Here is a 26447-nt window from a genome sequence, read left to right on the forward strand (position 1 = left end):
CCAGCAGAAGGGAGTCGTCGTCGATGACCTTCGGTCGTCCGCCGTGGGTTGCCCTTCGCGGCGGCTGTGACCTGCCCTTCCAGGGTCTTCTCCCGGATGTAGTTGCGCTCGATCTGCGCGGCGGCGGCCAGGACGGCGAAGAACATCGCACCCATGCCGTTGGGGTCGTAGACACCGGTGAGCGGGCCGGTGAGGAGTTCGAGCTGGACGCCGGCGGTCTGGAGCTGGCCGGAGAGGGCCATCAGCTCGGCGGCGTTGCGGGCCAGGCGCTTGAGCTCGTGGACGGTGAGGATGACCTCCTGATCGGGGGCGGCCTCCCTGATGTCGTATGCCAGCTTCAGCGCCTCCTCCAGCTCGGGGCGGACCTTGACGCGGGTGGAGATCTTCTCGGAGAAGATCAGCTTGCAGACCGGTTCGAGCGCATCGAGCTGTGACTGGAGTTCCTGCTGCGCGGTCGAGCAGCGGGCGTATCCGATCCGGATCGGCAGGGCGACCGGTATCCCTGGGGCTCGACGAGCGGGCCCGACTTCCACGGCCGCCCGGGGCCGCGGCTGACGGGGACGAGGACTTCCAGTTCCTCCCGGAGGGTGGGGACGAGGATGAAGCGCGGCGTGTGGTACTTCGCCGCGGTCTTCCCGGCGCGGGTGCGGCACGGACTCCCCGCGCGGGATTCACACTTCGGACAGTCGTTTCGTTCTACCGCGTTTGCGGCTTGATCGGGCGTGAGATGCACCCCGGCAGTCTGTCAGAACTGTTTCGCAGAAGTCCGGAGTTCTGAGAGGTCTTTTGCGAACGGCGACCTGGGGGAACGTGATCGCTGCCGGGGCTCTTGCAGAACTCTCGCATCTGTTCATTTGTGAGAATGCCGAGAAGTCGAACGTGCAACCGAGCGGGCGTCCGATCGGAGCGGCTTGCCGGACGCCACGTCACGGCGAAGACCAACCTGTGTGCTCAGGAGGGCTGACGGAGTGCGCTGACCAGTGCGCGCGGGTCGTCGGCGTGGAAGCGGATGGTGTGGGCCTTTTCCGCTGCGCCGAGCGGGCGGGTGAAAGGGAGCGGCCGGTTCAGCTCCAGGGTCACCGAGGTCTGGCTGCCCACGATCAAGTCGAGGACCCCGTCCTCGGAGAGGGTGACCAGGCGGCCTTCGGGATAGCGCCGGTCGACCCGGACCGAAGCGACCGCGTCCTGCGGTACGGCAAGGTCGAACAGAGCTCCGTAGCGGATCCGCAGTGAGCCGTCGGGGTGCACGACGTGCGGCCGGGTGACGCAAGCGGCGTGCAGGGCCAGCACAAGGACGACGCCGTACAGGTCGAGTACCAGGATCATCCGGTGGACCGCTGGCCAAGGGATGAGGAAGGCCAAGCCCACCGTCTCGATGACCATCACGAAGAGCAGCCCGTACATCATCGCGGTCTGAGGCCCGGTGTACGCGACAGCGAGGTCCCCAGGGCGCACCCCGTGCGTGCCGCGCCGGACCCACCACCCCAGGGAGGCGAGGGCGCGCAGTTCGTGGAGGATCAGGCGGCGGACCGTCACCGGCACTGCCTCCTGTACGGCGGCCTGCCGCGCCGCCTGGCGGTCCGCGCCGCGGGTGCGCGCGGCGACGTACAGCGAGCGCAGCACCCAGGCCTCCAGCAGCAGCACCGCGAGCACCAGCGCCTCGGCGCCCGCCAGCGCCCACCCGGGCGGCCGGACCCCGACTATCAGGCAGGCCGCCAGGGCCAGTTCCCCCGGCAGCACAGCGGCCACGGCGACCCGCGCCGCTCGTACGCCCCTTGGTCGGCCGCTCATCCCCGGCCCCTTTCCATGAACGCGTCCATGAGCCGGCCCACGACTTCCGCCTGCGCGGGGGCGTACTCGGCGAGCAACGCCTCCTTGAATCCGGTCACGATCGCCCCGTCCTCGGGGATTGCGGCGAACAGTTCCTCGGGGACGGCTGCCATCAGGTCAGCTGCCAGGGGTGCGATCCGCGGATCGTCGGCGGGGGCTTCGGCGAGCGCGTCGAGGCGCTCATACAGTTCGACGACCGCGGGATCGGCGATCAGAGTTTCGAGCAGCGCGAAAATCTCTTGGTTACCGGTGCTGGTGGCGTCCATCAGCGTGAGGTACTCGCGGTCCTTGGCCGCGCTCGGCGAATCTGTTCGGGGGGCCTGTGCCAGCAGTGCGGCGAGGGCGGGTGAGACGGGCCCGGTCGCGCCGGGCGGCTCGGCGAGCAGGGCGCTGAGCCGGCGGCGGCGCACCCGGATAGCGACCTCCTGGCGGGCCAGGTCGGCGTCGAGTTCTTCTAATATCTCGGCCAGTTCGCGCCCGGCATCGTCGGCGAGGGCGTCACGCACTTCATCGAGGCTGAGGCCGAGTTCGGTAAGCCGGCGCACTCGGGCGAGCAGGACGGCATCGCGGACACTGTAGGCCCGGTAGCCGTTGGGGCGCCGCTCCGGTTCCGGAAGCAGACCGACATGGTGGTAGTGCCGGATCGCCCGGGTGGTGAGCCCCACGAGCGCGGCGATCTCTCCGATTCGCATGCCGCCAGTAGAAACCCTGCCGTTGCGTCAAGGTCAAGCGGTGAAAGTATCGTCGGGCGCAAAACGATTCAAGCGCGTCTACACATCGGAGTGGTACTGAGCTTGCCGAAAATGTCGTCCGCCCTGGTAGGAGGGGGTGTGCGCGGTGCGCCGGAGATCGACCGGCGAAGTCGCCAAAACAGGCGCTCTCGCGAGGCTGGCGCTCACCGCGGCAAGATGATCGACCGTGCTGCTGCGACTGGCTTACCTAGGCATGACGAACGCGTTCGCAATGCTTCGCCTGCTGCCGATGACCGACCGGGACAAGGACGCCGAGATCCTCGCCTTGCGCCACCAGATCACCGTGCTGGAACGCCAACTCGGCAAGGACAAGATCCGGTTCACGCCCAGCGATCGAGCGTACCTGTCGGCGCTGCTACACCGGCTGCCACTGCACGTCCTACGACAGTTACGGCTGCTCGTACGCCCCGACACGATACTGCGTTGGCACCGCACCCTCATCGCGCGCCGCCATGCCACCTCCTGCCGGCCCAAACGCCCAGGACGACCGCGCACCGTGCGCTCCATCCGCACCCTGGTACTGCGCCTGGCGAAGGAGAACCCCAGCTGGGGATACCGACGCCTGCACGGCGAGCTGCTCGTGCTGGGGGTGAAAGTGGGCGCGTCCACCGTCTGGGAAATCTTGAAAGAGGCCGGCATCGACCCAGCACCCGAGCGGAACTCCAGTACCTGGGCCACCTTCCTTCGCGGCCAGGCTGATGCCCTGCTGGCCTGCGACTTCATGGAAACAGTCACCCTGTCGGGGATGCGGATGTACGTGCTCGTGGTGATCGAACACGGCAGTCGCCGGATCCGCGTCCTGGGCGCCACCACGCATCCCACCGCCTCCTGGGTGGCGCAAGCGGCGGAAGACCTCGTCATGGACCTCGAAGGCCTTGGCTACCGGGCACGGTTCATGATCCGGGACCGGGACGGGAAGTTCCCCGACCTGTTCGATGCCGTCCTCAAGGACGCAGGGATCAAAGTCGTCCTCAGCGGCATCCAGATGCCAAGGACGAACTCGATCGCTGAAAGGTGGATACAGACCTGTCGCCGCGAGCTCCTGGACCGGACGTTGATCTGGAACCAGCGGCACCTCCTCCACACCCTGCGCGAGTTCGAGCAGTTCTACAACGGACACCGACCACACCAGGGCATCGCGAACGCCAGACCGCTGCACCCCTTGCCCCCGCCGATCGATGACCCGGACACGTTAGCCCGCCTCGACATACGTCGACGCGATCGCCTCGGCGGCATCCTCCACGAGTACCGGCATGCGGCGTGACCTGCACGCATGAGGTTTCCGGCAAGGGCAGTGTTGTTCACCGGTGATGAGGAGGCCGTCGGTGCACTCGGTGCGGGCTGTGCGTATCCTGTGCCGCTCGAAAAGTCATCGCCGCGGACAGGCAAGGCGTGACCAGGCCGCTGAGACCATGTCCGCGCGATCGTTTCCTTGCTGTACAAGGTGACCCGGAAGCTGCTGACCGTTCCAGCGGTGCTCCTCCGTCGCGGGACGGCGAAGGACGCAGAATTGCTGGTGTTGCGGCACGAGAACGCGGTCCTGCGCCGCCAACTGGCCGGCCGGTCCGCTATGAACCCGCCGACCGGCTCTGGTTCGCAGCCCTGTCCGCACTGATCCCCCGACGCCAGTGGCGTGAGGCCTTCCCTGTCACCCCGGGCACCTTGCTTACCTGGCACCGCAGGTTCATCGCCGCAAAGTGGGACTACACCGCGCGCCGACGCGCGGGACGACCGCCCACCCCGGCCGCGATCAAGGCGCTCGTCATGCGGCTGGCCCCAGAGAATCCGCGGTGGGGGCACCGACGGATCGAAGGGGAGTTGGCCCGACTCGGGCATCGGATCGCCGCCTCGACGGTCTGGGAGATCCTGCATGCAGCGGGCTTCGATCCGGCGCCATGTCGTTCAGGTCCCACCTAGCGCGAGTTCTTGACCGCGCAAGCCGAGGGCATCATCGCCGCAGACTTCTTTCACATCGACACCGGGCTCGGCAGACGGCTTTACGCGCTGGTGTTCCTCGAGCACGGGACCCGGCGGCTGCACATCACCGGGTCACCGCCCGCCCCACACGGGACTGGGCGGCACAGCAGGCGAGGAATCTCACCGCTGACCAGGGCATACGCATCGAGACTGTGCACTTCTTGCTGCGTGACCGCGATGGCAAGTACGGCGAGGCCTTCGACGCCGTCTTCCAGGCCGAGGAGGTGGAGATCCTCAGGAGTGCGCCACAGGCTCCCCGGATGAACGCGCACTGCGAACGCATCATCGGCAGCATCCGACGCGAAGCCCTCGACCACATCCTCATCATGAACGAAGCTCACGCCCGCCACATCCTTGGGGCCTACGAGCGGCACTACAACGAACACCGACCCCACCAGGCCCGCAACCAGCTACCACCCAACGCTCACGCACAACCCGCCACAGCGCATGGCCCGGCCACCAGCAAAGTTCTGCGCACCCGAGTCCTCGGAGGCCTCATCAACGAGTGCAGATACGCGGCATGACGTGCAGCGACAAATTTTCGAGCGGCACACGTTGCCGTCAGCACTGCCGTCAGGGCAGCCGCGAAGCCCCACCGGAAAGAAAATCCGGCGAGACCTCGGCCGCATTACCCGGCGATTTTCGAGTGGGCGACATCGAGTGCCCAGCGCATGAATTCGGCAGAGATGCTCTGAATCCTGGGGCTAATGCTCACTGAGGCTTCACCCCAGCCACCGTCACCAGAAATGGTGACAGCGACGAGTGAGCCGAAAGCACTTCTTTCAGGGTCAACGAATTCGATCACCCGCTCACCTGATGTCACGTCATCGAAGTCAATGACGTCGAATTCCTTTCCCTGAAATGTATCTCTTGACATCTCACACCTCCTGTCAGTCGAGGAACCCGGAGAAGGCCCCTGACTGGGAGAACCTCGCGCCCAGTCCGCTTGGCAACCGGATATCCACCGTGTCCTGCCATTGGCCACCAATACGGCCGTAGCCTGGAGACGAGACCGAACCCGAGTTCGTCAGGATCTCGTCGAGCATGTCCTGGCCCGCCGCGTTCCAGCCAGCCGGATTTTGCTTCCCGGCGGGAAGAGGCCAGCCATTCGGATTTCCATTCCTCCCCGCATGCTTTGCCAGCGCACGACCAGCAAGCGTGTACTCACCCCGCTTGTCAGAAGGATCAATCTTGGCGCCAGACTGCGATGCTACATCGACGTCGATATTGCAGTTATGAACCAAGATCGGCGTCATACCGGCGAGTACATAGTACGTGTGGATGCCGCTGACGGTGAGGTCATGGGTGCGTTGGCGGCGTTCGAAGTAGCGAACACTCTGAACCTTTGCCGTGTCACCGTTCGAAGTTCGGAGGGTCATGCCAGGCTTCAGGTCTCCGGCGTCGACCCAGCGATCCTCGCTCTCTACCCAGAAGGGATGCGTGACTGTGGAGATGAGGGCCGCGCTCTTCTCAGCATCACCAGTGGTGATTGAGAGATCGACGAACTGCTTGTCTTCTTCGGTGACGATAGTGCCGATGACTTTGCGTGCAGTGGTCTTGCCGGTGTCAGGGTCGGTGACTTTTACCTTGTCCCCGGTTTCAACGTCTTCGATGGGTTTGGCAGAGCCGTCGGCGAGGAGGACGTCAGTGCCTGGAACGAAGCTGTGACATGCGGACTCCGACGCCCGCCCCGCAGGTTGCTCGGCCGATTCCTTATCGCGCCCCCTCCACGCCTCGACTCCTTCTTCTGCCGCTTTTCTGGCCCCACGAGCGGCAAGTTTCGCCTTGTTGTAGCCAGTCATGTCGATGGCAGCCTGGGTGCAGGGTCCCAGGTCCCATGTGGCGTAGCACGTTCCTACGGCAGCGAGCGGGTTGAGCTCCTTGAAGCTGGTTTTTGCTACCTTGAGCCACCAGGGGTCGGGCAGATTCTCCCGCCTCGTTATATGGTCCTGAACCAGGTAATCGACACGTGAGCCGTACCCGGTGGTGAGCTTGCCGTTATGGCATACGTAGCCGCAGCGGTAGTCGGCCGTCGCGGCCGCACCCGCGCTACTGCTTCCGCCGCTGGGGTAGTGGTTTTCGGGTGGGGCGCCGTGGCCTGCGTTCCCACCGTTGGTCGGCATGCAGTGACCGTTTCCGGGGTCTTCGCAGAGTCCTGTCGGGTCGCTGAAGGTGAGCGGGTTGTTGTTGGCATAGGCGTACCCCTGCATCTGCTGGGTGTCGCCCGGCTCCATGACGGGATCGACCGATAGGAATCGTCCGATGGTGGGGTCGTATTCGCGGGCCCCCAGGTGGGTGAAGCCGGTGGTCTTGGTGTCGTCGGTTCCGCCGACGAAGCCCTTGGTGCCGGGCCAGTCGGTGGGCTGGGTGCCGCGTACATCGCCGAACGGCAGGGTGCGGCGCTGGGTGAGCTTCTGGGTGGCGGTATCGATGGCGAGTTGTGCGGTGCCGTGGTGGTCGGCGAGGGTGAGGGAGACGGTGCCGTCGTCTTCCTGGACGGCCTGGTTGCCGCCGCCGAGGTCGATGTAGCGGGTTGCCTTCGGTGTGGTGGATCCCTTGGGCAGGGTGATCTCGGTATTGCCGAGGTAGAGGGTGGTCTCGGTGGCGCCGCGGCCTATCAGGCGGTTGCCGTCGGCGTCGTAGAGGTACTCGGTGACCTTGTCGCTGCCGCCCTCGACCGGCTCAGTCGCCTTGGCCAGGTGACCCTCTACGTCCCATGCCAGCGTCCCGGTGTCGCCGCCGAGAGTGCGGGTGGTGGCGTTTCCCGCCTTGTCGTACCCGAAGGACTCCTGCGAGGTGCCGTTGGGGCCAGTTGCCTCGACAGAGGTGAGGGTGTGCGGCTGGGCGCCACCCGGCTCGGGGTAGCCGTAGGTGCGCTTGGTGTCCTTCTTCGCGTCGCCTGTGGGGTTGTGGAGGGTTTCGGTGCGGCGATTGCCGACCTGATCGTATGTGTAGGAGTGCCAGTACGCGGCCGGACCGCCCAGCACGCTGCCGCTCGGTGCAGCGGCGCAGTTGGTGTCGCCTTGGGTCCATGCCTCGGTCAGGCGCCGCAGGTAGTCGTAGGTGAAGCACTGGTTGTCGGTGCCGGAGCGGGATACGTCCGACACGGACAGGACGTTGCCTGCTTCGTCGTAGCGCAGACTGTTGAATTGATCGACGCCTGCGATGTCCTGCCGGTCGACGCGGGCGGTGGCAAGGCGCTGCGTGCCCCACTCATAGGTGTTCGTGGCCCACGTCTTCTTGCCGCCGTTATGCGACAGTTCGTATTGCAGGGGTTTGCCGGTGAGGCTGTAATTGATCGTCGACTTCAGGCCCTGGCTGCCGTCGATCGCGACGGGACGCAGCGTTTCGTCTTCATAGGTGGAGACGACCGTTGTTGCCGGCAGCGCTCCGGCCTTGGGGTAGCCAGTACCTTCGACGAGGCCGGAGACCTTGTAGGAGGTCGTGGACAGATAGGTCCCCTGCAGTGCTCCTTCGGAGGCGGGGATGGTGACGGAGGAGCGAAGCGGGCGGTACAGGCGGTCGTAGGCGACGACCTTGGAGGTGTAGGCCTGACTTCCCTGGTAGCGGGTGGATTCAGCCAGGTATCCCTTGGCTTCGCGGACAGTGTCGTACACCCACTTCGCCCGCAGCTCACCGCCGGGTGAGTCCTTGTGGAGTTCGGTCCGGCGGCCGAGGCCGTCGTAGACATAGGCCAGGGTGGTGTCACGCGCGTCCGTTGTGGAGGTCAGCTGACCACGGTCGTCGTAAACACTCGTGCTGGTGCCTTTGTCCGGATCAGTGGCTTTGGTAAGGCGGCCAAGCAGGTCGTAGGCGTAGGTCCAGCTGTTCTTGGCGGGGTCGGTGACCTTCTTGAGCTCGCCGCGGGGTGTGTAGGTGTAGGTGGTGGTGTCGTAGGCGGCGTCGGCGGTGCGCTGGTGGTGCTGGCGCAGTTCAGTGGTCTGGCCGCGGGCGTCGGTGAGGGTGGTGGTGGCGGTGCCGCCTACGGGTGGGATGACAGTGGTGCGGTCACCGCCGTAGATGGTCTTGGTCACGCCCAGGACGCTGCCGCCGTCGCCATTTCCGGCGATCTGCCGTGCCTCGGTCTGTCGGCCCAGGCCGTCGTAGGCGTAGCGGTTCTGCGTCTCGACGCTCAGCGCGTCCTCGGGCTTGAAGAGTGCGGTCGCTGGTTTGCCGTCCGTGTAGTACGTGGCGAAATCCTTGGACTTCAGGCCACGCTCGTCATAGAAGACATCCGTGAGCAGTCGGCCACCGTCCGGGCCGGGGGCTTGTGTCTGCCGCTCGCGCAGGAGGCCGTCATAGAGGGTGTAGGAGGTGCGCTGCGCGCCGTTGTTACCCAATGTCTTGGTGCCGACGGCGACGGGCTGGTTCTCGCCGACGTGGTAGGTGAACTCGTAGGTGGGGGTCTGGCCGGTGAGCCGGTCCGCCAGCCACACCTTGGTGGAACGGCCCAGCGCGTCGTAGGCGTAGCTGGTGGTCTTGTCGTTGGTGTCGGTCTGCTTCAGGGGCAGACCACGTAACACATCGCGCGTGGTGGTGGTTGTCTGTGCGGTGCTCGCGTCGCCTGCCTTGGCGGGTGGCGACGTCACCTTCGCCGTGGTGGGGATACCCGTGGCGGGGGTATAGGCGGTTGTGGTGGTGCGGCCGTCGGTCCGGGCGGTCCGCTGGAGCGCGCCGGCCGCGGTGACGGTGATATCGGCCGTCAGGTCGGTGTTGGTCAGGACGCGTCCGTACGAGTCGTAAGTGGACCCGGACTCCGTGTAGACCGCAGTGGTGCCGTCGTACTTCTTCAGCACCGCCGTCCCGGTGGTATCTCCTGTGGTCGGGGCCGCGCCGTAGGCTCCGCTGTCGTAGGCCGTGCGCGTGTCGGAGATGACGTCGTCCGGTCGGCTGACGGCAGCGTCACATGCCTGGGCGACTGTCTCCACCCGTGCGGGGAGGGTGAGGATGTTCTTGTCGGTGTTGGTGGCGTAGGTGGTGCGGGTGCATGTGTTGTCGGTGGCGGTGTCGTTGTCGCCGAAGTCGTCGACCTGGGTGACGCGGCCGGCGACCGTGTCGTAGCTGGTGGCACCCGACACGGTCCGCCACTTTCCTCCGGCTCCGTCGTCCAGGGAAGTGAAGGTTTTGCTGTGGGCGGTTCCGGTGAAGTTGGCAGTGACCGTGCCCCAGTCCCGGACCTTCATGGCGGTCTCGTGGTACCAGGGACGGTTCACTGTCTTGGCCAGGACCTTGCCGCCCGGACCGGAGTAGCTGACGGTCTTGTAAATGAACCCGGCCGCCGAGGGATGGTCGGTGATCGGGTCACCCTCGCCGTCCTCCAGAGAGACGCTGACGCTCTTGGTGCCGCCGCTGGTGTCCTTGCGGTCGCCGTCCATGCCGCGCAGGAAGTACGTGTCCTGCTGCGACTTCATCACGGCCGCCCCGCCCTGGCCACCGGTCTGTACCCGTACCTGGCCATAGCCGCGCCACTGTGACCAGGTCTTGAACTTCTCCTTGGTCAGCCCGTCGTCATCGTCGAAGTGCCAGGCCGCGCCGCCCTTGTAGTCGTAGGCGGTGACCTGGTCAGGGGCGCCGCCCGTGCGGTCGGTGGTGGTCACAGAGGTGACCACGTACTTGTTGAACCACTGCCGCTCGGGGTCGTCGCTCGTGCTGCCACCGATGTATTGCGGGAAGCACCGGGTGGTGTTGGTCTGCGGGGTCGGCAGGGCGTCCCAGTCGCAGGCCTCCACGGAGTAATCGACGTCGATCTGGCCACCGGATTCGTCGGCGACGGTCGAGAGGCGGTCCTTGATGAAGGGCGCGTAGCCATCGCCGGTCTTGTCAAGTCGATTGGCCAGCTGGGTGTAGGCGAAGGTGGTCTTCGGCAGTGTGATGGCCGGGTCAGCGCTGTGTCCGGTGCGCTGGATGGACTCGAGCTCCAGCTGGTAGTCGGTGTCAGCCTTGCCCCACCGGTGTTCCAGCTTCCATGAGTCGACGCTCTGATACATACCGGCGTCAAGGACCTGCGTGGTGATCTGCGTCAGGCGCTTGCGGGTAAAGAAGACCGGGGAGAGGCGGCCCTCGTCGCAGTCCTCATCCGCTGTGCAGTTCAGATCCCAAGGGGTGTCGTACCAATAGAAGGCGTCCTTGTCGATGGCTGCGCAGTCCGTCTGTGCGTCGGGCAGGCAGCGCTCGCTGCTGGTGAAGTCGACCTTCGCCAAGGCTTTAGTGCCGTACATCGACGACGACCGCAGTCCGTATTCGATCCGGTCCAGCTCGCCGCCGCGGACATAGCGGGTGTTGTCCTTGGCTTTGAGGTTCCGGCCGTAGGAGTTGGTCTCCTTGTCGTAGTAATAGGCGATGGCGTTCCCATGTGGGTCGACGACATAGTCGAGATTCCATCGCCATGCCTGTTGACACCAGGAGTCGGCGAACGTCGCCCCATGACACGGTTCGCCGGAGCCGTTCCCGAAGACAGGAACCGTCCAGGTGGAGTCGGTGGTTTCCTTGCCGTCGGCCCATCCCGGCAGCCGGTTGTAGCCGAAGTAGTAGCGCGTCCCCTCGGGCGTGGTGACCCGCCAGTACTCGTCGTTCCGTGCGCCGTTGTCGCGCACGTTGGTGTCCGAACCGTGGAGCCGGTCGATCTTCGTGCCGTCGTCGCTCTTCAGTTTCCAGGAATCGGTCCCGTTCGGTACCAGTTCCCCGCCCTTGCCGTTGAAGGACATGAAGGCGTTGTCGTAGGCCCAGCACAGGTCGCCTGGTTTACTTCCGTCCGCGTTCTTCACTCCGTCGTCCGCGCACGGCTTGTAGCGGCGCTCGATGAAGCCCGGCCAGAGGTCGAAGCCGTCGCCCACCCAGGACGACTGGTTGTTGGTGTTCGCGGTACGGCCGTCGACACCACCCGAGGAGTACGAAAGGCCCACAGCCGGCGACAGACCACCCGGCACCTCCGGAACGGACATGCCGTACGACCAGGTGAAGTCCCCGGTATTGAGGTTGGTGTTCCACGCTGCCGACGGCGAGAGGGAAGTGGCCTTGTAATCGCCCTTCTCCCCGCCCTCTTCAGCCACGGCCGCCAGCACCGTGGGCTCGTCCGCGCGCAGAGCCAGCTCGGGACTGGTGAGGATCTGCTGCTCAGCGTCGTTGACGGTTTCGACGGGCTTGGCTGTGCTGCACTGTTGCCGGTCAGGGGTGGTCAGGACGCAGGCTGGCAACTCGACCAGGGTGAGCCGAGAGGCGTAGTTGCCACCGTATGCCCCGGCGAATGCGGAGTAGTCGACGCGGGCCCGCACCCGGCTCGGTCCGGCTTGCTTCACCTTCTTGTCGTCTGCCTTCGGCTGCAAAGTGAACAGCAGACCGTCGACGCCCGCGTTATGCGCCGCCTTGCGTCCCACCACGCTGACCGCGACGTGATCCGGGGCTGCTTCTGCGCCTCTCCGTGTATCCGCAGCCGCAGCTAGTGCAAGGGGCAGACCTGGGGCCCGTACCGGCGACACCCCGGCCTTCGCACCGGCTGCGGGGAGCGTGACCACTGTTGATGCCGCATTTGGCCATGTGGCACGAGGGGCGGCCTGGGGGGTCGGCGGCCCCTTCATGACGGTACGTGGTTTGACCATGGCGATCGTTCCGGGCACCGGCTTCTCCGCGCTGGGAAGGCCAGGGCGGCCCTTGCCGGTGTCATCGGCAACGGCGGGCTGGACCACACCCTGAAGCAGAGCCGCGATCATGATCACAGCCGAGGCCAACGCGACACGAGGCCGGAGAGTCCGTAACCGCCTGCTCGATCTGCCGTTCATCCCTGTCCTTCATCCCTCACTGTGAGCACCGCCGGACGAATACGCCGTGCGGTGAGGCAGAAGCTGGTACGTGGGAGCCGCAATGCCTGATGGTCCGGGGAACACTCGGCCACTCTTGGCGAAGGTCAGTCGCCGCCGGGAACGTCCGTGGCCATATCCGGTGTACCGGCCGCGAGCTGCGATACCTGTGCGTCGCTGAGTGCCCCTTGAAAGGCCCACACGTCGGAGACGGCGCCGGGCCAGTACTCCCCCCAGGTGGTACCCGTCTTGGCGCGGCCGAGTTGGAGCGGTTGCGTTGCCCTGAAGGACAGCGCGTTCTCCGACCACGACATCCGGTCACTGCAAGCCGTGTCGTCCGCGTCGCCGTTGCCGTCGACGTCCGCGCAGACGGTCTCTTCCAACTCGCCATTTACATACAACGTGAGTTGCTTGGCGAATCCGTCGTACACCAGCGCCAGGTGTGTCCAGTCGGCTGGACTGTAGAACTGTCCGTTCTCGACCTGCGTGACCGTGGCGTCCTTGCTGTCCTCGTTCGCCATGGAAACCCGCCACCGGCCCGGGTCGGTGTCCGGAGTCGGGCTCGGTACATACCGCACCGCAAAGGCATTCTGCTGCGCGCCCGGTGCGCTGAGCAGCGCCGCTTCGTCCTTCGGTACGGCCGCGGCTTGTGCCCATGCTGTCACTGTGAAACTCGCGCTCGTGTCCACCGGCACTGCGGATGTCGCGGCGTAGTCGTCGATACCGTCGAGCAAGAGGCCACCGTCGACCCAGCCCGCTCCGACCTGTGCGCCGCCGTTGAGCGTCATGTCGTTGCCGGATGCAGAGGCGTCCGGTGTGGTCGGTGGCGAACCGGCCGGCTGCTGGAATGTCCAGCGTCCCTTGACCAGCGCACGCTGCTTGAACAACTGCTGCGCCTCGGTGGCCGAGACCGGGCGGTCGAACAGCCGCACATCGTCGATCATGCCCGGGAAGTGGTTGTCGACCCGTCCGCCGTAGGAGCCGGCGCCTATGTACATCGACTGATCCGCATAGAACGCACCGGCCAGTTCAGTCGATCCGGCCTTGGCCCCGTTGAGGTACAGCGTGAGGACGTTGGCCACCGTGTCGTGCACTCCGACCAGATGCGCCCACTCCCCGGCTCGCGCCTGCGTCCCGTCCGGTTGCATGGCCCGGATCGGTGTCGCGTCGGCGGTGTCGGCGGAGTACTGGTTGACCGCCCACCGGTCGTAGGCCTTGGAGTAGTACAGCTCGAAGCCTGGGGCGTATTCCCCGGCCTGGGCTGTGATGATCGCGGCGCCGTCCGGCTTCTTGTCCAGCTTGGCCCAGGCCGAGACCGTGAAGCTGCGCGAGGTATTGACGTGCGGAGCGCGCTCCTGGCCGATCTTCGCGTATCCGTCCGTGCCGTTGAACCGAGTGGCCTTGCCCGCAACTCCGGCCGCTCCCGTGGTGACGCCGCCCACGTACTTCGCGGGGATGACTCCGCCGTGTCCCTTGATGTCGGTGGCGCCGGCTTCCTCATCGAGGTGGAAGACCGCAACCGCCGGGCGACCAGGGTCACCGACGGTCTGGTGGGCGTAGAGCGTGTCGACCTCGTCCTGGGCGACGGGCTTGTCGAAGAGCTGCGTCTCGTCGATCGTGCCGGGGAAGAAGTCCTTCGCATTTCCGCCGGACGCGCCCGCGCCTATCATCAGGCCCCGACGGGCGTTCCAGTCGATGTCGTGGGAGGCCGTGCCCGTCAGCTTGCCGTTGACGAACAGCTGCAGCTTCTTGTCCACACCGTCGTACGCGCCGACCAGATGGGTCCACACCCCGGCCTTCACCCCGCCCGGTGTGCCGGCCATCGCCCGCACGATCGTCGCGCCGGGCTCGTCATCGGCGAAGGAGTTGAACACCCACCGGTCGTACGAGGCGGAGTAGTACAGCTCGAAGCCGGCGGTCTGGTTGCCGACCTGGGAGGCCACCATCGCCGCGTGGTCGGGCACCTCCGACAGCTTCACCCACGCCGATACCGAGAACCCGCGAGTGCTATCGACCACGGACAGGTCGGTGGACGCATAGCTGTCCGTGCCGTTCAGCGACAGGCCCGTGCCGACAACGCCCTCCGCCCCGGTGGCGGCACCACCGTGCAGAGCGAGCGTACGCGGTGGCGTCGAACCGTCCGCCTGGGCGGCGCCGGGCTTCTCGTCCAGTTGCCACGTCGCCCGCTCCGGCTGCCCGGCCTTCACCCGGAACTGGTAGGTGCGGATCTCCGATCCGTTCCCCGCCCCGTCGAACGCCTGGGCGGTGACGAAGTTCAGGCCCGGCTTCGCCGGGAGCACCTTGACCGACCGGGCCGCACCGGCGGAGGTGGACACCTGGTTCGCCGACACCGGATCGCCGTTGAAACCCCACCGGTACCGCGTCACATCAGTGGAAGACGAGTCCAGTTCGAACGTGCCGTACTGGCCCACCCCGTCCAGCCACGGGTCCTCAAGATCCTCCGGGTCCGACGCCGGATACTCGCCCGACGCGACCGCGGGTGCCTTCGGCACCGAGGTGTCGTAGACGAAATAACACCCCGTCGCCCCTCCCGCGTACGACCACGGCGAATACTGCGCACCGTCGTAGGAGCGGACATACCAGTGCACGGTCTTGTTCGCCGGAATCGAGGACGGCAACGCGATCGCGAAATCCGAGCCCGACCTCTTCGACGACGACAAGGCCGGTTTCCAGCGCGCGATCAGCCCCTTGCCGTCGCCCGCGTCCCACTTCGCCTGGAACTGCACCGCGACGCTGTCGCGGTCCGGGTCGGTGACGTTGTTGGCGTAGACCTTGCCCAGGGTGCGCACCCGCGCCGCGTCCCCCGGCTTCTTGCAGGTGCCCCCGTACTCCATAGTCAGCTGCGACATCCTGACCTGTCCGGGCGGGCGGTTGTACTTCACCCGCAGATACGCGTCATCCGAGAACCGCTTCCACCCATACCGGTCACTCTCGCTGGACGCCTGCAGGCCGAACGTCATCGTCGACCACTTCTTGTCCGCGGCCTCCTGCACCGCGGACCGCACGGAGAACTCCGCGTCCTTCGCCGCACAGCCCTCATAGCCGTAAGCGAACGACTCCGTCTTCAGATGATCGATCCAGAAGCCATCCGCGTTCTGCGAGTTCCACGTCGTCGAGGAGGAGATCCCCTTAGTGCGCCACAGCTGCACACCTCGCGCGTCACACGACGCGGACCACGTGTTCCGCACCACGAACTCCGCCGACAGCACCGACTTACCCGCGAACCGCGATGTCGGTATCCGGTAGAAGAGGCGCTTGGTGTCCTGCGGCTGGCAGTACGCCCAGCCGCAGTAGCCCATCCCGCCGTCGGAGTCACCGTTGAACTTCCACTGCGGTGACGACGCCCAGTACTTCGACGCCATCGTCCACGCCGACGCCTTCGGCGAGTACCACTGAGGGTCGATGAACACCGGATACACCGTGCCAGCGCCCTTCAGCACATCGGCATCCGGCTTCAGCACCAGCTCATCCTGCGCCGCCGGCACCTCCACCCCCACCGGGGCCAGCTTCCCCGACTCACCCGCGGCCGGCTCTTCCCCATCGTCGGCTTCGGATACGTCAGCGGCCTTTACGCGTGTGCCGGCGGGCTCCTGTGCACCGGGACCGGGACTGGAATCCCACATTACGGGCTGGGGCGCTTCGAACACCGCGCCGCCCGCGCCCTTGTCGGTGGCCTCCACCCCGCCGGTGCCGGTTTCCTGGACGTCCAGGCCACCCGCGTCGAGCTTCAGCCGTAACTCCGCCAGTTCCTCACTGGCCGCGGCTTCAGCCGACTTCACCACCAACAGCTGGGTGAACCCGTCCTCCTGGGCTCCCATCCGCAGGTCCACATCCGGCAGGACGTCCGGATAGGTGGCCGTGTCCCCCTCTAATCGCGGGGCCGGCAGATCCGTCGGCCAGGACAGCGCCAACTCACGCCCCGCCTTCGTCATCCGCACCAGCGGCACACTCCCGCCACCGGAGAACTTCAAGTCCACCGTCGTCGCCCTCGGCGCAACCATCCCGTCGCCGGTCTTCACCAGCACGGTGTCGATGGCCTTCCACTCACCATCCACGCGCGCTCGAACAGGACGCAAATGCTCCCTGGCTTCCAACTTCCCGTCAGGAGTGGCGAACACCTCGCTGCTCTCACCCCGCAGTGAGGTGATCTCCACCGGCTTGCCCTCACGCTCAGCAGCCGCACGCGCCAGTTCCTCGCTCACCGCGCTCTTCACACCGCGCGCGTCCTTGGCCACCGGCGCGGTGCGCACGTCGCCGCCGTGTGCACCAGCGTGCGGGAGCGCTCCCAAGATGACCGAGGTAACCAACGCCACCCCGGAAACGCGCGCACACCGCCGAATACCCAAAGGCATAGCAGACTCCCCCCACAAGGCCTCCCCAGACCTTGCTCAGTTATGAACAATTCTCGATGGAATCGTGAACGCGAGAGTAGACATCATCTCGCACACCAGTCCAGGTAGCCAAAAAAGAACATCGCTCAACATTTGGAGCAATAACCACATCGCCGCGCGGTGACGTGCGCCACACCTGGCACCGATAGGGAACCACTGCCTCAAGCCGACTCGACACTGCCCTTGCCGGAAATCTCATCCGCCCTGGTGGGACCGCTTGTTCGGGTCCCCGAGATCTTGGCCGCGGTCGCTCGGTCCGACGCTCTGGCGCAGCTGCCGTCAGCGCGTCATGATGATCGATCGTGCTGCTGCGACTGGCTTACCTGGGTGTGTCGAACGCGTTCGCGATGCTTCGCCTGCTGCCGATGACCGACCGGGACAAGGACGCGGAGATCCTCGCCCTGCGCCACCAGATCACCGTGCTGGAACGCCAACTCGGCGAGGACAAGATCCGGTTCACACCCAGCGATCGGGCGTACCTGGCAGCGCTGCTGCACCGTCTGCCACCGCACGTCCTGCGACAGTTACGGCTGCTCGTACACCCCGACACGGTACTGCGTTGGCACCGCGATCTCGTCGCACACCGCCATATCTCCTCCTGCCGGCCCAAACGCCCGGGACGACCGCGCACCGTGCGCTCGATCCGCATCCTGGTGCTGCGGCTGGCGAAGGAGAACCCGAGCTGGGGTTACAGACGCCTGCACGGCGAGCTGCTCGTGCTGGGGGTGAAGGTGGGCGCGTCCACCGTCTGGGAGATCTTGAAGGAGGCCGGCATCGACCGGGCGCCCGAGCGGAACTCCAGTACCTGGGCCAGCTTCCTTCGTGGCCAGGCTGATGCCCTGCTGGCCTGCGACTTCATGGAAACAGTCACCCTGTCGGGGATGCGGATGTACGTGCGATGAATACGACTTGGCAGTCTGACCGGCGCCCCGGCCCCCACATGGGGCCGGGGCCCTGCTCGTGCGGGGAGGGTGCCGGACGGTTACTGGCCCCCGGTGGGCTCTGACTCCCAGAAGTTCCGCAGACCTTCTTCCATTTCGGCTTTCAGTTCGGTCAGCCGCGAGAGCAACGCCTGCTCCTGGGCGGATAGGTAGTCCCCGGACTTGATCTTTGCCAGCAATCCGTCAATGGCGTTCGACAGAACACTCACGCAGATGTTGGCCGACGTGTTGAAGCCGTCGGCATACTCATTGTCGAGAACACGGCCTGCGCCGGTTCTCATCACGTCGCCCAGTTCGCGCATGACACGATTGCCAATCGACATGTTGCCCCTCGCATTCATCTCAACACCGCGTTGATGACTCGACGGCGCATGAGGGGCGGCACCTGCTCACCGCGCCGAAGGAAGCTGCGGCTGCATGACGATCACAGCTGCACCAGGCTCAGGAAACCGCTCTCAGCCGAGCCGGTCATGCCCCCGTGAGCCATGTCTCCAAGGTTTCGCTTCAATTCTGAACGGGAGGTGCCCCGAAGCTAAGCGAACCCACATTTCCAGCTTGAACTACGCTGCGCTGCACGCCCCCGCTGATGGTGTTGCGGACGTCCATGGCGTGTTGATCAGTCCTATCAGGTACCAGTTCGTCCAGAAGCGCCCACATTTCGGACGCAGCAGCCGGGTTAGCCACAAAATGCGCCGCAGTCGCGTACGCCACTCCGCCTCGACATCCAAGGCGGTCTGCTCGTCGCTGGCCTCTATTGCCGCCGCCAGTTCTCCGCGCGAGGTCTCTAGTTCTCCCTCGATCACGTCTTCCTCACCGCCGCCACGACGTGAGAACAAAACGATGCGGTCACGAGCTTGCGTCCAAGAGTCTGCTGCCATCTGCTGAACGAATGCCGTAGCCCCTGCGGCAGCGAGTGCCGTCAACTCCGCCTCCATCAAATCCCCTTTGCAAACAGGTGAAGCAGCCACCGTACCCCCGGATGCTCGACGACCCGAGCGCCAACTTCACTCGCCCGAGTGGCGGCGCCTGCTCACCAGTACAACCGGGATCGCGGGACCTTGATCGTCTTTCCTCCGTCCCACTTCCTGATGATCCATGTGGACCGTGCCCAGCCGATTGCAGCGACGGCGCCCAGCAGCAACGCAGCGAGTGCGCCCCACTGTTGACGCCCAGGCAACACCCACCCATGCATCTGCTCCCATACGGCCGCAGCCCCTGCGAGCAGCATCAATGGGACCGCAATACGTCGCCGCCAGCGAGCAACGGTCACGTATTGACTGGCCCGACGCTGGCCCTCCGCAGCTTGGAAGGCCTCGGCGTCCATGATTCTCTGCTGCCGCTGCTCCCAACGACGCTGCGTTTCCCGCGGCTCGGGACTGATGGGATCTCCACCGAACCGCACCTCCCGGATATTTTGCGCCTGCACGACATTTCTGGCGTTGCCACTGAACTCATTGCGTGTGCTCTGCTGTTCGTGCATTAACTGAAGGCACGTCAGGCTTCCGAGTGATCACCATCGGAGGATCCCTGCCCCTGTCAGAGACCGGCGCAGCGTGGCCGCCGCCAGTGTGGTCCCCCGTACTACGACGCGATGCGCATCGACGACGCGTGGTACAGCGGCGACCGGAAGCGCCTCGCAGGCGTCTACGCCAACCACCCGTGCCCCAGCGGACACCCTCGACCACCTCGGCCACACCGACGCCATCCATGACAACGACCAAGCCCGACGTACATGGCAACAAGTGCTCGAACTGTACGAGGCACAAGCCGAACCTGTCGAAGAGCAGACCCGGGCCCCGGATCGCCAGGCATCGGCGCCGCCACGGTGGAGTCACGCAACTCCCCACCGGAGGTGAACGGTGACTTTTCAGTCTCCTGAACGAGGTCGCGTGTACCGGCGTTGCGGCCGTCGGGCCGCTACCACCACTGCTTGCTCCTCATCGCCGACGCCTCCTACTCGATGGCAACCCGCGACCTGATCCGCGCCCCCCGAGGGGCGCGAACGGCGCACGGCCTAGCAATGAAATGCGCCGAGTGTTGAGTGCGTGCCCCCTTGTTGGCGCCACTCAGCGATGCTGTGCTGAGACTGCAGCAGACGCGAATCACCGTTGGGCAGGCATGCGTCCAGAGGGAGTGATCTTGACACTAGAGGGCACTGCCTCGAATTACCAATGCGATCCCGAACGTGCTGGTTCCCGCCCTCCGCTACCCGGTGGCTGGCCTATTCGCAGCTTTCTGGGCAGGCTGCAGGAGAACATCCGGGCGGACATTCTCCAGCTCGGGACCCGCCGTCACTTCTCGCCGGAGGAAATCCTCCTCCAGGAGGGCGACCGTTCCCAGTATGTGATTTTGCTGCACTCCGGGTTCGTTAAGGTCACCGCTCAGATGGAGAACGGCCGTGAGGCCCTTCTGGCCATCCGGGCCGGCGGTGACATCGTGGGCGAGATGGCCGCCCTGGATGATGCTCCGAGATCGGCGACTGTCACCGCATGTGGGGAGATTTCAGCCAACGTCGTGGAATGTGAAGATCTGCAGCTCTTTCTCCACTGCCATTCCGACGCTGCAATCACACTCACCGGCATGGTCGTCGAGAAGCTGCGGTGGGCCAACCGCCGCCGGGTGGAGTACGGCGGGCTCCCTGTCAAGGCACGTCTTGCACGGGTGCTGTCGGAACTCGCGGCGTCGCACGGCCATCCAGTACGCCGGAGTCTCGTCATCGGTGTCGCCCTGAGTCAGCCGGAACTGGCCGCGCTGACCGGCTCCTCGGAGGTCACGGTCCACAAGGCGCTCAGAGAGCTGCGCCAAGAAAGGCTGCTCGCCACCGGTTACCGCCGCATCACGGTACTCGACCTGCCGGGACTTCGTCGGACCGCGGGCCTGCCCGACCCTCCGTCCCGCCATCCCTAGAACCCGTATTAATAGGGTTTTCGCCAAGTTCTCCACGATCTGCTTGCACAGTTGATGCCCGGCTCGCGGCAGCGAGTCCATAACCCGTCACTTCACCAGACAGGTGTCGCATGGCATCACAGGACATCATCACGCGCCATCTCTGCTTGGCTGCTGACGTAGAGCGGTACAGCAGGCTGGACATCCCACAGCAGGAGCGGACGCAGGCCGAACTCGTCGGGGTGCTCGACAGGGCAGCGGCTCTGAGCAGTCTGGACAGGCTCTCCTGGAATCGTCAGCCACAGGGCGACCAGGAGTTCGCCGTGCTGCCCGTCGGCACTCCGGAGCAGGTTGTGCTCGGTGAGTTCGTCAGGAATCTTACGGTTGCCCTCAAGGAGTGCAACGCTCATCGTCCACGTAAGCAGCCGATGAGGCTTCGGCTGGCCGTGGACATCGGGGTGGCAAGGACCGCAGCACTCGGGCACAGCGGCCCCGCACCGATAGCCGTCGCCCGATATCTGAACGCACCCCCGCTGAAGTCCGTGCTGAGCGGGACCCGCACCACGGACCTGGCCGTCATCGTCTCGGACCGGCTCTACCAGGACGTCGTCCAACATCACAGCCACGGGTTGGACCCGGACCAGTACGTCAAGGTGCACGTGCAACACGACGAGTTCGCCGCATACGGGTGGATCCAGATCCCCGAACACAGTAAGGCCGAGATCCACGGCCTTGCCCTGAACGGTCGCCCAGTGGCAGGCATGGCGGACGGAAAGCGGGAGGACCCCAGCATGAACACACCCGAAGCGATCGCGGCGCTGGCCGGTAGTGCTGTCGTAGGCGCCATGGCCACTGACGCCTGGTCTTTCGTACGGGACCGGTGCGCCGCGCTGCTCGACCGCCACGCGCCCGAGGAGAGGCCGACAGTTCTGGATCTGTTCGAAGGCTTCGACCGGTGCCTCTCCACTGTGGAGGGGGAACAGCACGACAGCCTCGCCGCTATGTTCGCCGACCGCGCCGCCACCGCTCTGGCACCCATCGCGGCACTTTCCGGCGAAGCAGCCGACGAAGTGCGAGCCCTCGCTGAAGCAGCGGACTCCGCGCGTACGGACAGCGCCCCCCGCAACGCCATCAGCGTCCGCGACGTGCGAGCCAAGGGGGACTTCATCCTGGGCGGCCGCGACACCAACGTCTACAAGGGGGGACAGCGGTGACATTCGATAGTGATGAACCCGAGGGCTTCGAAGGGACAGCAGTCCAGAGGATCTCGGTCGACCGCTCGTCCGCGGAAAGGGATCTGGTGGTAGCGGGCCGCGACGTCACCATCAAGAACATCGTCTCGGGCCTTGCCATGCTGCGTCCACGCTCTGTCGACCGCAGCCGCATCCTCCGCCAATCACTGTTCGTCCCGCCGCCCATGCGGTTCGGTGGGCCGGTACCGGAGCCGTTTCCTGTTGCTGACCCGAACGGGGGTAGCGTCCTCGCACTCCTGGGCAAGGAGTCCTCCGGCCGCCGCACTGTGGCACTGGACCTGCTCGATGCGACTTTGGGCGACAAGGACCGCGAAATCTTCGAGTTGTACCCGGACTGGGATAAGCCCGATGTCGATCGCATCCCCTGCGACTCCCACACCGGATATCTTCTGAACCTTGCTGGGGTCAAGGAGCCACTCGACAAGGAGTTCCACGACCGGCTTGCCGAGTACGCCATGCGGGCCCACAGCACCGATACCCTCCTGGTCGTCGTCGCCACTCCGCGTGTCTGGAACAGCACCGCCGTGAACAGCCGGACCTCACCGGTCAGGATCATGGAGTTGGGCCGGCCTTCCGCGCTAGAGGTCGCCCGTCGGCGGATCGAAGCCGATGACGAGCGTGCCGGGCGTGCCTCATGGCTTACGGACGACTCCAGTGTGTTCGCTGGTCTGCTGCACGGAGACGAGCCGCCTGCCCAGGCCGTACACCTGGCCCATGTCGTCCTGCGTGCGGAGGGCCCCGGGGACACGGATGCGCTCGATGGGTTCATGGGCTGGAAGCACAAGCTCACCGACTGGTTCGGCTCCACCGACCAGGAGGCGCCGGAACGGCGGGCTCTCCAGATTGCCGCCGCTTTCCTCGACGGCGCCCGGGCCCGCACCGTCCTCGACGCCGCTGACGCCCTCCTGGCCGACCCCGAGATCCACTGGCCAGTGCGGCACGGCGGTCCGCTGGGGGGTGCGGGCGGCAGCCAACGCTGCTCCGACGCCGAACTCGACTATTCGTCGGACGGCACCGTCTCCATCACGAAGCATCACCCGGGTATAGACCGGGCTCTGCTCGGGCACGTCTGGCGGGAGCGGCCTCAACTCGTGCCCGTCTTGACCCGCTGGCTCTCAGCGATCAGCCAGCCACAGGGCATCGCCGACACCTGCCTCCCCAGGCTGGCTGGGGTCCTGACGACTCTGGCCGAGTCCGAAGGCGCCGACGTTGTTCTCGGCCTGACGCAGGACTGGCTGCGCAATGGCAGTGTCCGCTACACGCAGCTCGCGGTCGACGTGCTGGACCAACTCGCGGTCAACCCCGTTCTGGGAGCAGAAGTCCGTAAGGTCCTCGCTCAATGGGCTCAGGGCACCAACACGCCCGAACGCCAGTTGGCCGTCGCAGAGGTGTGCAGAAGGAAGCTGGCTCGTGAATACACCAGCGTCGCCCTGACCAGGCTGAAGTACGTCCTGGAAAGCACCTGGAAAAAGAAGGCACGAACACCTGATGCCGAAAAGGTACGCACGGTAGCGCTGACCACGCTGAAGTCCCTGCTGGGCGACACCGATCTCTCTGCGCGAGTACTGAAGACGCTCGTCGACTGGACAACATCGGAGAAGAACGCATTGGAGAAGCTGGAGTTCAGCCGCACCGCCTTCCTCGACGTATTCGCTCTGGACGACAGCGAATCCTCCACGTCACCGGTCCACCTCCTCCTCATGGCAGAAGCGGAACACGGCGAGGCTGTCCGAGAGTTGCTCCGTCAAGGTTGGCAGGCCACATGGCACCGTGCTCAACTACGCGAGCGGGCGGCGGAGGTACTCGGTCAGTGGTGCGACGCAGCCGAAACCGGTGAGCTGCCTGGAGACGCCGTGGAGGAAGTCGTCGCCGTCATTTTCTCGGCCCAGGCCGATGTGATGGGCGGCGAACTCGACAGACTCATCGCTGGCACGGCGCCGTTCCGAGCCCAGCTGCGTACGAGGCTTTTCCACGTTGTCAGGGAGACGGCAGCCCGCCGGGCAGCGTCCAGCGCTCACAGCGCCGCATGAGACCGCGCCTCTTCCGCCGGCGCGACGCCGGTCCCACCAGGCACGAGGCCCGGCCTTTCGGTAGGTCCTTCGCCGCCCAGTTGCCCAGCGCGGACCACGGTCTCTATTTCGACGTGCGTTTCGCATACGACTGGACAGCAGAGTCATCACACCCGGCTCCGCTCCTCCACGGCGACGCCGTGGCACGGTCACTGCTGACGGACCGTGCCACGGAAGCCCTATGCAGACATCCCATCCGCATGGCCGACACCGCAGAAACAGCCGTCAACCGCATGCTCAGCGAAGAGATCTGTGACGATCAGAGGCTGCGCGTGACCGGCCGGGTCACGGTGGTTGTCGCTGAGGACACACTGCTGGCAGCCCGCCGCCGGAGCGAGGCCGCCGAACGGCACCGCGTGGAGGAGGCAGCCCACGTCTCACGCCTGGAAGTGCTCCGCGACCTCCTGCTCGACGGCGGACTCGGCCTGGTGTGGTGGATCGACAGGTACGCGGATCTGCAGTTCTCAGCCGGAGACCCGAAGACCAAGACGGAGTCGGTCATCGGTGCCTTCCGACTCGTGACCGATGCCCTGCATGCCGATACGACCTTCAGCCAGCGCGACAAGAACGCCCTGATGAGAGCCCGAGTCGAGGAACTGCTCGGTGCTTTCCACAACCCAGACACAAGAATGCGCGCGATGGATCTTCTGGAGACCGTCCTGAACCTTCTCGCGCCCGAGTCGGCGGACCCAGAACAGGCAGAGGCAGAACAGCATAAGGACCTGGTCCCTGTACCCGAACCACCTTGATCTCACGCACCGTCCCGGTCGGCCGGTCCCCGGCAGCACCAGATGCTGGGTACCGGCCATACCGCGACGCCTCGCGAGCGCGCCACCCCGGTCACCGGGGCAACGAATGACGTATACGAATTCTCCCTTGCCAGGCGCTGGATGAGCGCGACTGTCTCTTCCGGCAACGGTGGTCGACCGGACCTGACCGGCGATTGGCGCCACTTCCAGCGCACCAGACGGCGATGCCAGGCCAGCAGCGTGCCAGGGGTGACCAGTCGATGGCAGCGTAAGGCGGATGGCAGGTGCGGCGCGAGATCGGAGAGCACGGCACGATCGGCCCATGAATGCCGCGGCCGCTCGACCTGTCGACGCAGCACAGCCACCTCATGGCGAAGCGCGAGGACCTCAGCGTTGTTCGCGGCTGTCGATCGGCCCAGCAAGAGGAGGCCGCCCAGTAGTCGGCAGAAGATCCGGTAGAGCAATCGCAGACCCACGTTCAACGATCAGGCCCATATTCGGGCCATCGCAAAGCCCCAGGTCAGCCGCCGTAGTGCAGCAATGACACCCTTCAGGGTGGTTCGCGCTGCGCCAGCAGGCGGCGGCGCTGGACCGCGTCGGCCCCGCGCCAGCGGGGGTGGTTCCATGAGCAGACCCCGGCCGCCGTCGGCCTGCTAGGGCGCGTATCGAGTCGTGATCAATGGGTGGTCCGGGTGAGGTCTTTGATCCAGATCATCGAGGCTCGTAGGTGGAGGCCAGCGAGGTAGCTGTCCGGGGTCTTGTCGTATCGGGTGGCAATGCCTCGCCAGGCCTTGAGCTTGTTGTTCAGGCGTTCGACGGTGTTCCTTTCCTTGTAGAGAGCGGTGTCGTGGCTGACGGGCCGACCGCCCCTGGAGCCCTTCTTCTTCCGGTTGGTGGCCTGGTCCTTCTTCTCCGGGATCACTGCCTTGATGCCGCGTTGACGCAGGTGGGCCCGGTTGCCGCGAGACGAGTAGGCCTTGTCCCCAGCGACCGCGTCCGGCTGGGTGCGGGGGCGGCCGACGGGGCCGCGGACCCGTAGCTTCTTGAGCACCGGGATGAACTGCGGGCTGTCCGCGGCCTGGCCCCCAGTCAGCACGAACGCCAGCGGGCGGCACTTGCGGTCGGCGGCCAGATGGACCTTGCTGGTCTGCCCACCCCTGGAGCGTCCGAGGAGAGCGGCCTTCAAACGGAGTCTTCGCCGACGCCGGATACGCCGTCGCTCCTCCCGCTCGGGATCTGCTGTACCATCCTGCCCGCTTTGTTCTTCGAGGCTGCCCCCTTTTGACCCGGCCTTCTCCTCCTCGGCGGCAGTCTTCTCCAACGCAGTGACGACGTCCTCGCCCAGGTGCATCCCGGCGGCATCATGATGTGCCCGCACGGTGGTGGAGTCGATACTGACCAGGGACAGGTCCACCTCACCCCGCTTCGCCGCTTCCGCGATCAGGCCATCCAGCAGGGCCTCGAAGACGCCGGCGTCATGCCACTGCCGGAAGCGGTTGTGCACGGTCGACCAGGCGCCGAACTCCTGCGGCATCTCCCGCCACTGCCCGCTGATCCCCAACCGTCAGATCACACCCTCGAACTGCTGCCGCAGCCGCTCGGGGTACGGGCCGTACTCGCCGATCGGCAGGTACGGCTCGATGAACTCCCACTCTGCGTCTGTCAGTTGCACTCGCGTCACGCAAGAAGATCTACCGGACCAGACCTCGCCGCGAGAGTGAATCCCGCAGATTGATCACAACTCGATACGCGCCCTAGTCGGCCCCGCGCCAGCGGGGGTGGTTC

Annotated in this window: 14 protein-coding genes and 4 pseudogenes; 7 read left to right on the forward strand and 11 right to left on the reverse strand. The window is 65.7% G+C overall.

What is annotated here, in order from left to right; genetic code table 11:
* Positions 1–107: 107 nt before the first annotated feature.
* The 4 genes and pseudogenes from N6H00_RS08680 to N6H00_RS08690 all read right to left on the reverse strand — a co-directional run.
* Positions 108–500, reverse strand: a pseudogene (locus N6H00_RS08680) (recombinase family protein); the annotation flags it as partial.
* Positions 398–733 (reverse strand): zinc finger domain-containing protein, encoded by a 336-nt coding sequence (locus N6H00_RS40475; protein WP_443072915.1) that lies wholly within the window; start codon positions 731–733, stop codon positions 398–400. The gene N6H00_RS40475 and the pseudogene N6H00_RS08680, both read right to left, overlap by 103 nt.
* A gap of 218 nt (positions 734–951) precedes the next feature.
* A complete protein-coding gene (locus N6H00_RS08685) occupies positions 952–1791 on the reverse strand; it encodes a hypothetical protein (RefSeq protein ID WP_268971007.1) in 840 nt (279 codons plus the stop codon).
* On the reverse strand, positions 1788–2522 hold the full coding sequence (locus N6H00_RS08690; RefSeq protein WP_268971008.1) for a MerR family transcriptional regulator: 735 nt from the start codon (positions 2520–2522) through the stop codon (positions 1788–1790). Before N6H00_RS08690 ends, N6H00_RS08685 begins: the two co-directional genes overlap by 4 nt.
* 226 nt (positions 2523–2748) lie before the next feature.
* Here N6H00_RS08690 and N6H00_RS08695 point away from each other — a divergent pair, with 226 nt between their 5' ends.
* Positions 2749–3846 (forward strand): integrase core domain-containing protein, encoded by a 1098-nt coding sequence (locus tag N6H00_RS08695; RefSeq protein ID WP_268971009.1) that lies wholly within the window; start codon positions 2749–2751, stop codon positions 3844–3846.
* 159 nt (positions 3847–4005) lie between these two features.
* Positions 4006–5083: pseudogene (locus N6H00_RS08700) on the forward strand (integrase core domain-containing protein).
* Between the two features lie 104 nt (positions 5084–5187).
* Here N6H00_RS08700 and N6H00_RS08705 read toward each other — a convergent pair.
* The 3 genes from N6H00_RS08705 to N6H00_RS08715 form a co-directional block, all read right to left on the reverse strand.
* Positions 5188–5436: a hypothetical protein gene (locus N6H00_RS08705; RefSeq protein WP_268971010.1), complete on the reverse strand. Its 249-nt coding sequence runs from the start codon at positions 5434–5436 to the stop codon at positions 5188–5190.
* Positions 5437–5449: 13 nt separating this feature from the next.
* Positions 5450–12265 (reverse strand): polymorphic toxin-type HINT domain-containing protein, encoded by a 6816-nt coding sequence (locus N6H00_RS08710; protein ID WP_268971011.1) that lies wholly within the window; start codon positions 12263–12265, stop codon positions 5450–5452.
* 194 nt (positions 12266–12459) lie between these two features.
* Positions 12460–16725, reverse strand: coding sequence for a LamG-like jellyroll fold domain-containing protein (locus N6H00_RS08715; protein ID WP_443072916.1), 4266 nt, complete (start codon positions 16723–16725; stop codon positions 12460–12462).
* Positions 16726–17066: 341 nt separating this feature from the next.
* On the opposite strand from N6H00_RS08715, the pseudogene N6H00_RS08720 reads away from it, so the two are divergent.
* Positions 17067–17660: pseudogene (locus N6H00_RS08720) on the forward strand (integrase); the annotation flags it as partial.
* Positions 17661–17746: 86 nt separating this feature from the next.
* On the opposite strand, the gene N6H00_RS08725 reads toward N6H00_RS08720, so the two are convergent.
* From N6H00_RS08725 to N6H00_RS08735, 3 genes are all read right to left on the reverse strand, one after another.
* The gene (locus N6H00_RS08725; RefSeq protein WP_268971012.1) at positions 17747–18028 is read right to left on the reverse strand and encodes a hypothetical protein; all 282 of its coding nucleotides are present in this window, start codon (positions 18026–18028) and stop codon (positions 17747–17749) included.
* A gap of 237 nt (positions 18029–18265) precedes the next feature.
* Positions 18266–18640 carry a hypothetical protein gene (locus N6H00_RS08730; protein WP_329618525.1) on the reverse strand — a complete coding sequence of 125 codons (375 nt, stop codon included), beginning with the start codon at positions 18638–18640 and terminating at the stop codon, positions 18266–18268.
* A gap of 95 nt (positions 18641–18735) precedes the next feature.
* The gene (locus tag N6H00_RS08735) at positions 18736–19185 is read right to left on the reverse strand and encodes a hypothetical protein (RefSeq protein ID WP_268971013.1); all 450 of its coding nucleotides are present in this window, start codon (positions 19183–19185) and stop codon (positions 18736–18738) included.
* A 659-nt stretch (positions 19186–19844) separates the two neighbouring features.
* Here N6H00_RS08735 and N6H00_RS08740 point away from each other — a divergent pair.
* The 4 genes from N6H00_RS08740 to N6H00_RS08755 all read left to right on the forward strand — a co-directional run bounded on the left by N6H00_RS08740 (position 19845) and on the right by N6H00_RS08755 (position 24662).
* Positions 19845–20612: a Crp/Fnr family transcriptional regulator gene (locus N6H00_RS08740; RefSeq protein ID WP_268971014.1), complete on the forward strand. Its 768-nt coding sequence runs from the start codon at positions 19845–19847 to the stop codon at positions 20610–20612.
* A 110-nt stretch (positions 20613–20722) separates the two neighbouring features.
* Positions 20723–21805 (forward strand): hypothetical protein, encoded by a 1083-nt coding sequence (locus N6H00_RS08745; RefSeq protein WP_268971015.1) that lies wholly within the window; start codon positions 20723–20725, stop codon positions 21803–21805.
* Positions 21802–23874: a hypothetical protein gene (locus N6H00_RS08750; RefSeq protein WP_268971016.1), complete on the forward strand. Its 2073-nt coding sequence runs from the start codon at positions 21802–21804 to the stop codon at positions 23872–23874. The genes N6H00_RS08745 and N6H00_RS08750 overlap by 4 nt, the downstream gene beginning before the upstream one ends.
* Before the next feature lie 239 nt (positions 23875–24113).
* Positions 24114–24662, forward strand: coding sequence for a hypothetical protein (locus N6H00_RS08755; RefSeq protein WP_268971017.1), 549 nt, complete (start codon positions 24114–24116; stop codon positions 24660–24662).
* Positions 24663–25338: 676 nt separating this feature from the next.
* On the opposite strand, the pseudogene N6H00_RS08760 reads toward N6H00_RS08755, so the two are convergent.
* Positions 25339–26343 (reverse strand): annotated as a pseudogene (locus tag N6H00_RS08760) (IS5 family transposase).
* Positions 26344–26447 lie beyond the last annotated feature (104 nt).

The organism is Streptomyces sp. S465, from assembly GCF_026898115.1.
Classification (GTDB): Bacteria; Actinomycetota; Actinomycetes; order Streptomycetales; family Streptomycetaceae; genus Streptomyces; species Streptomyces luomodiensis.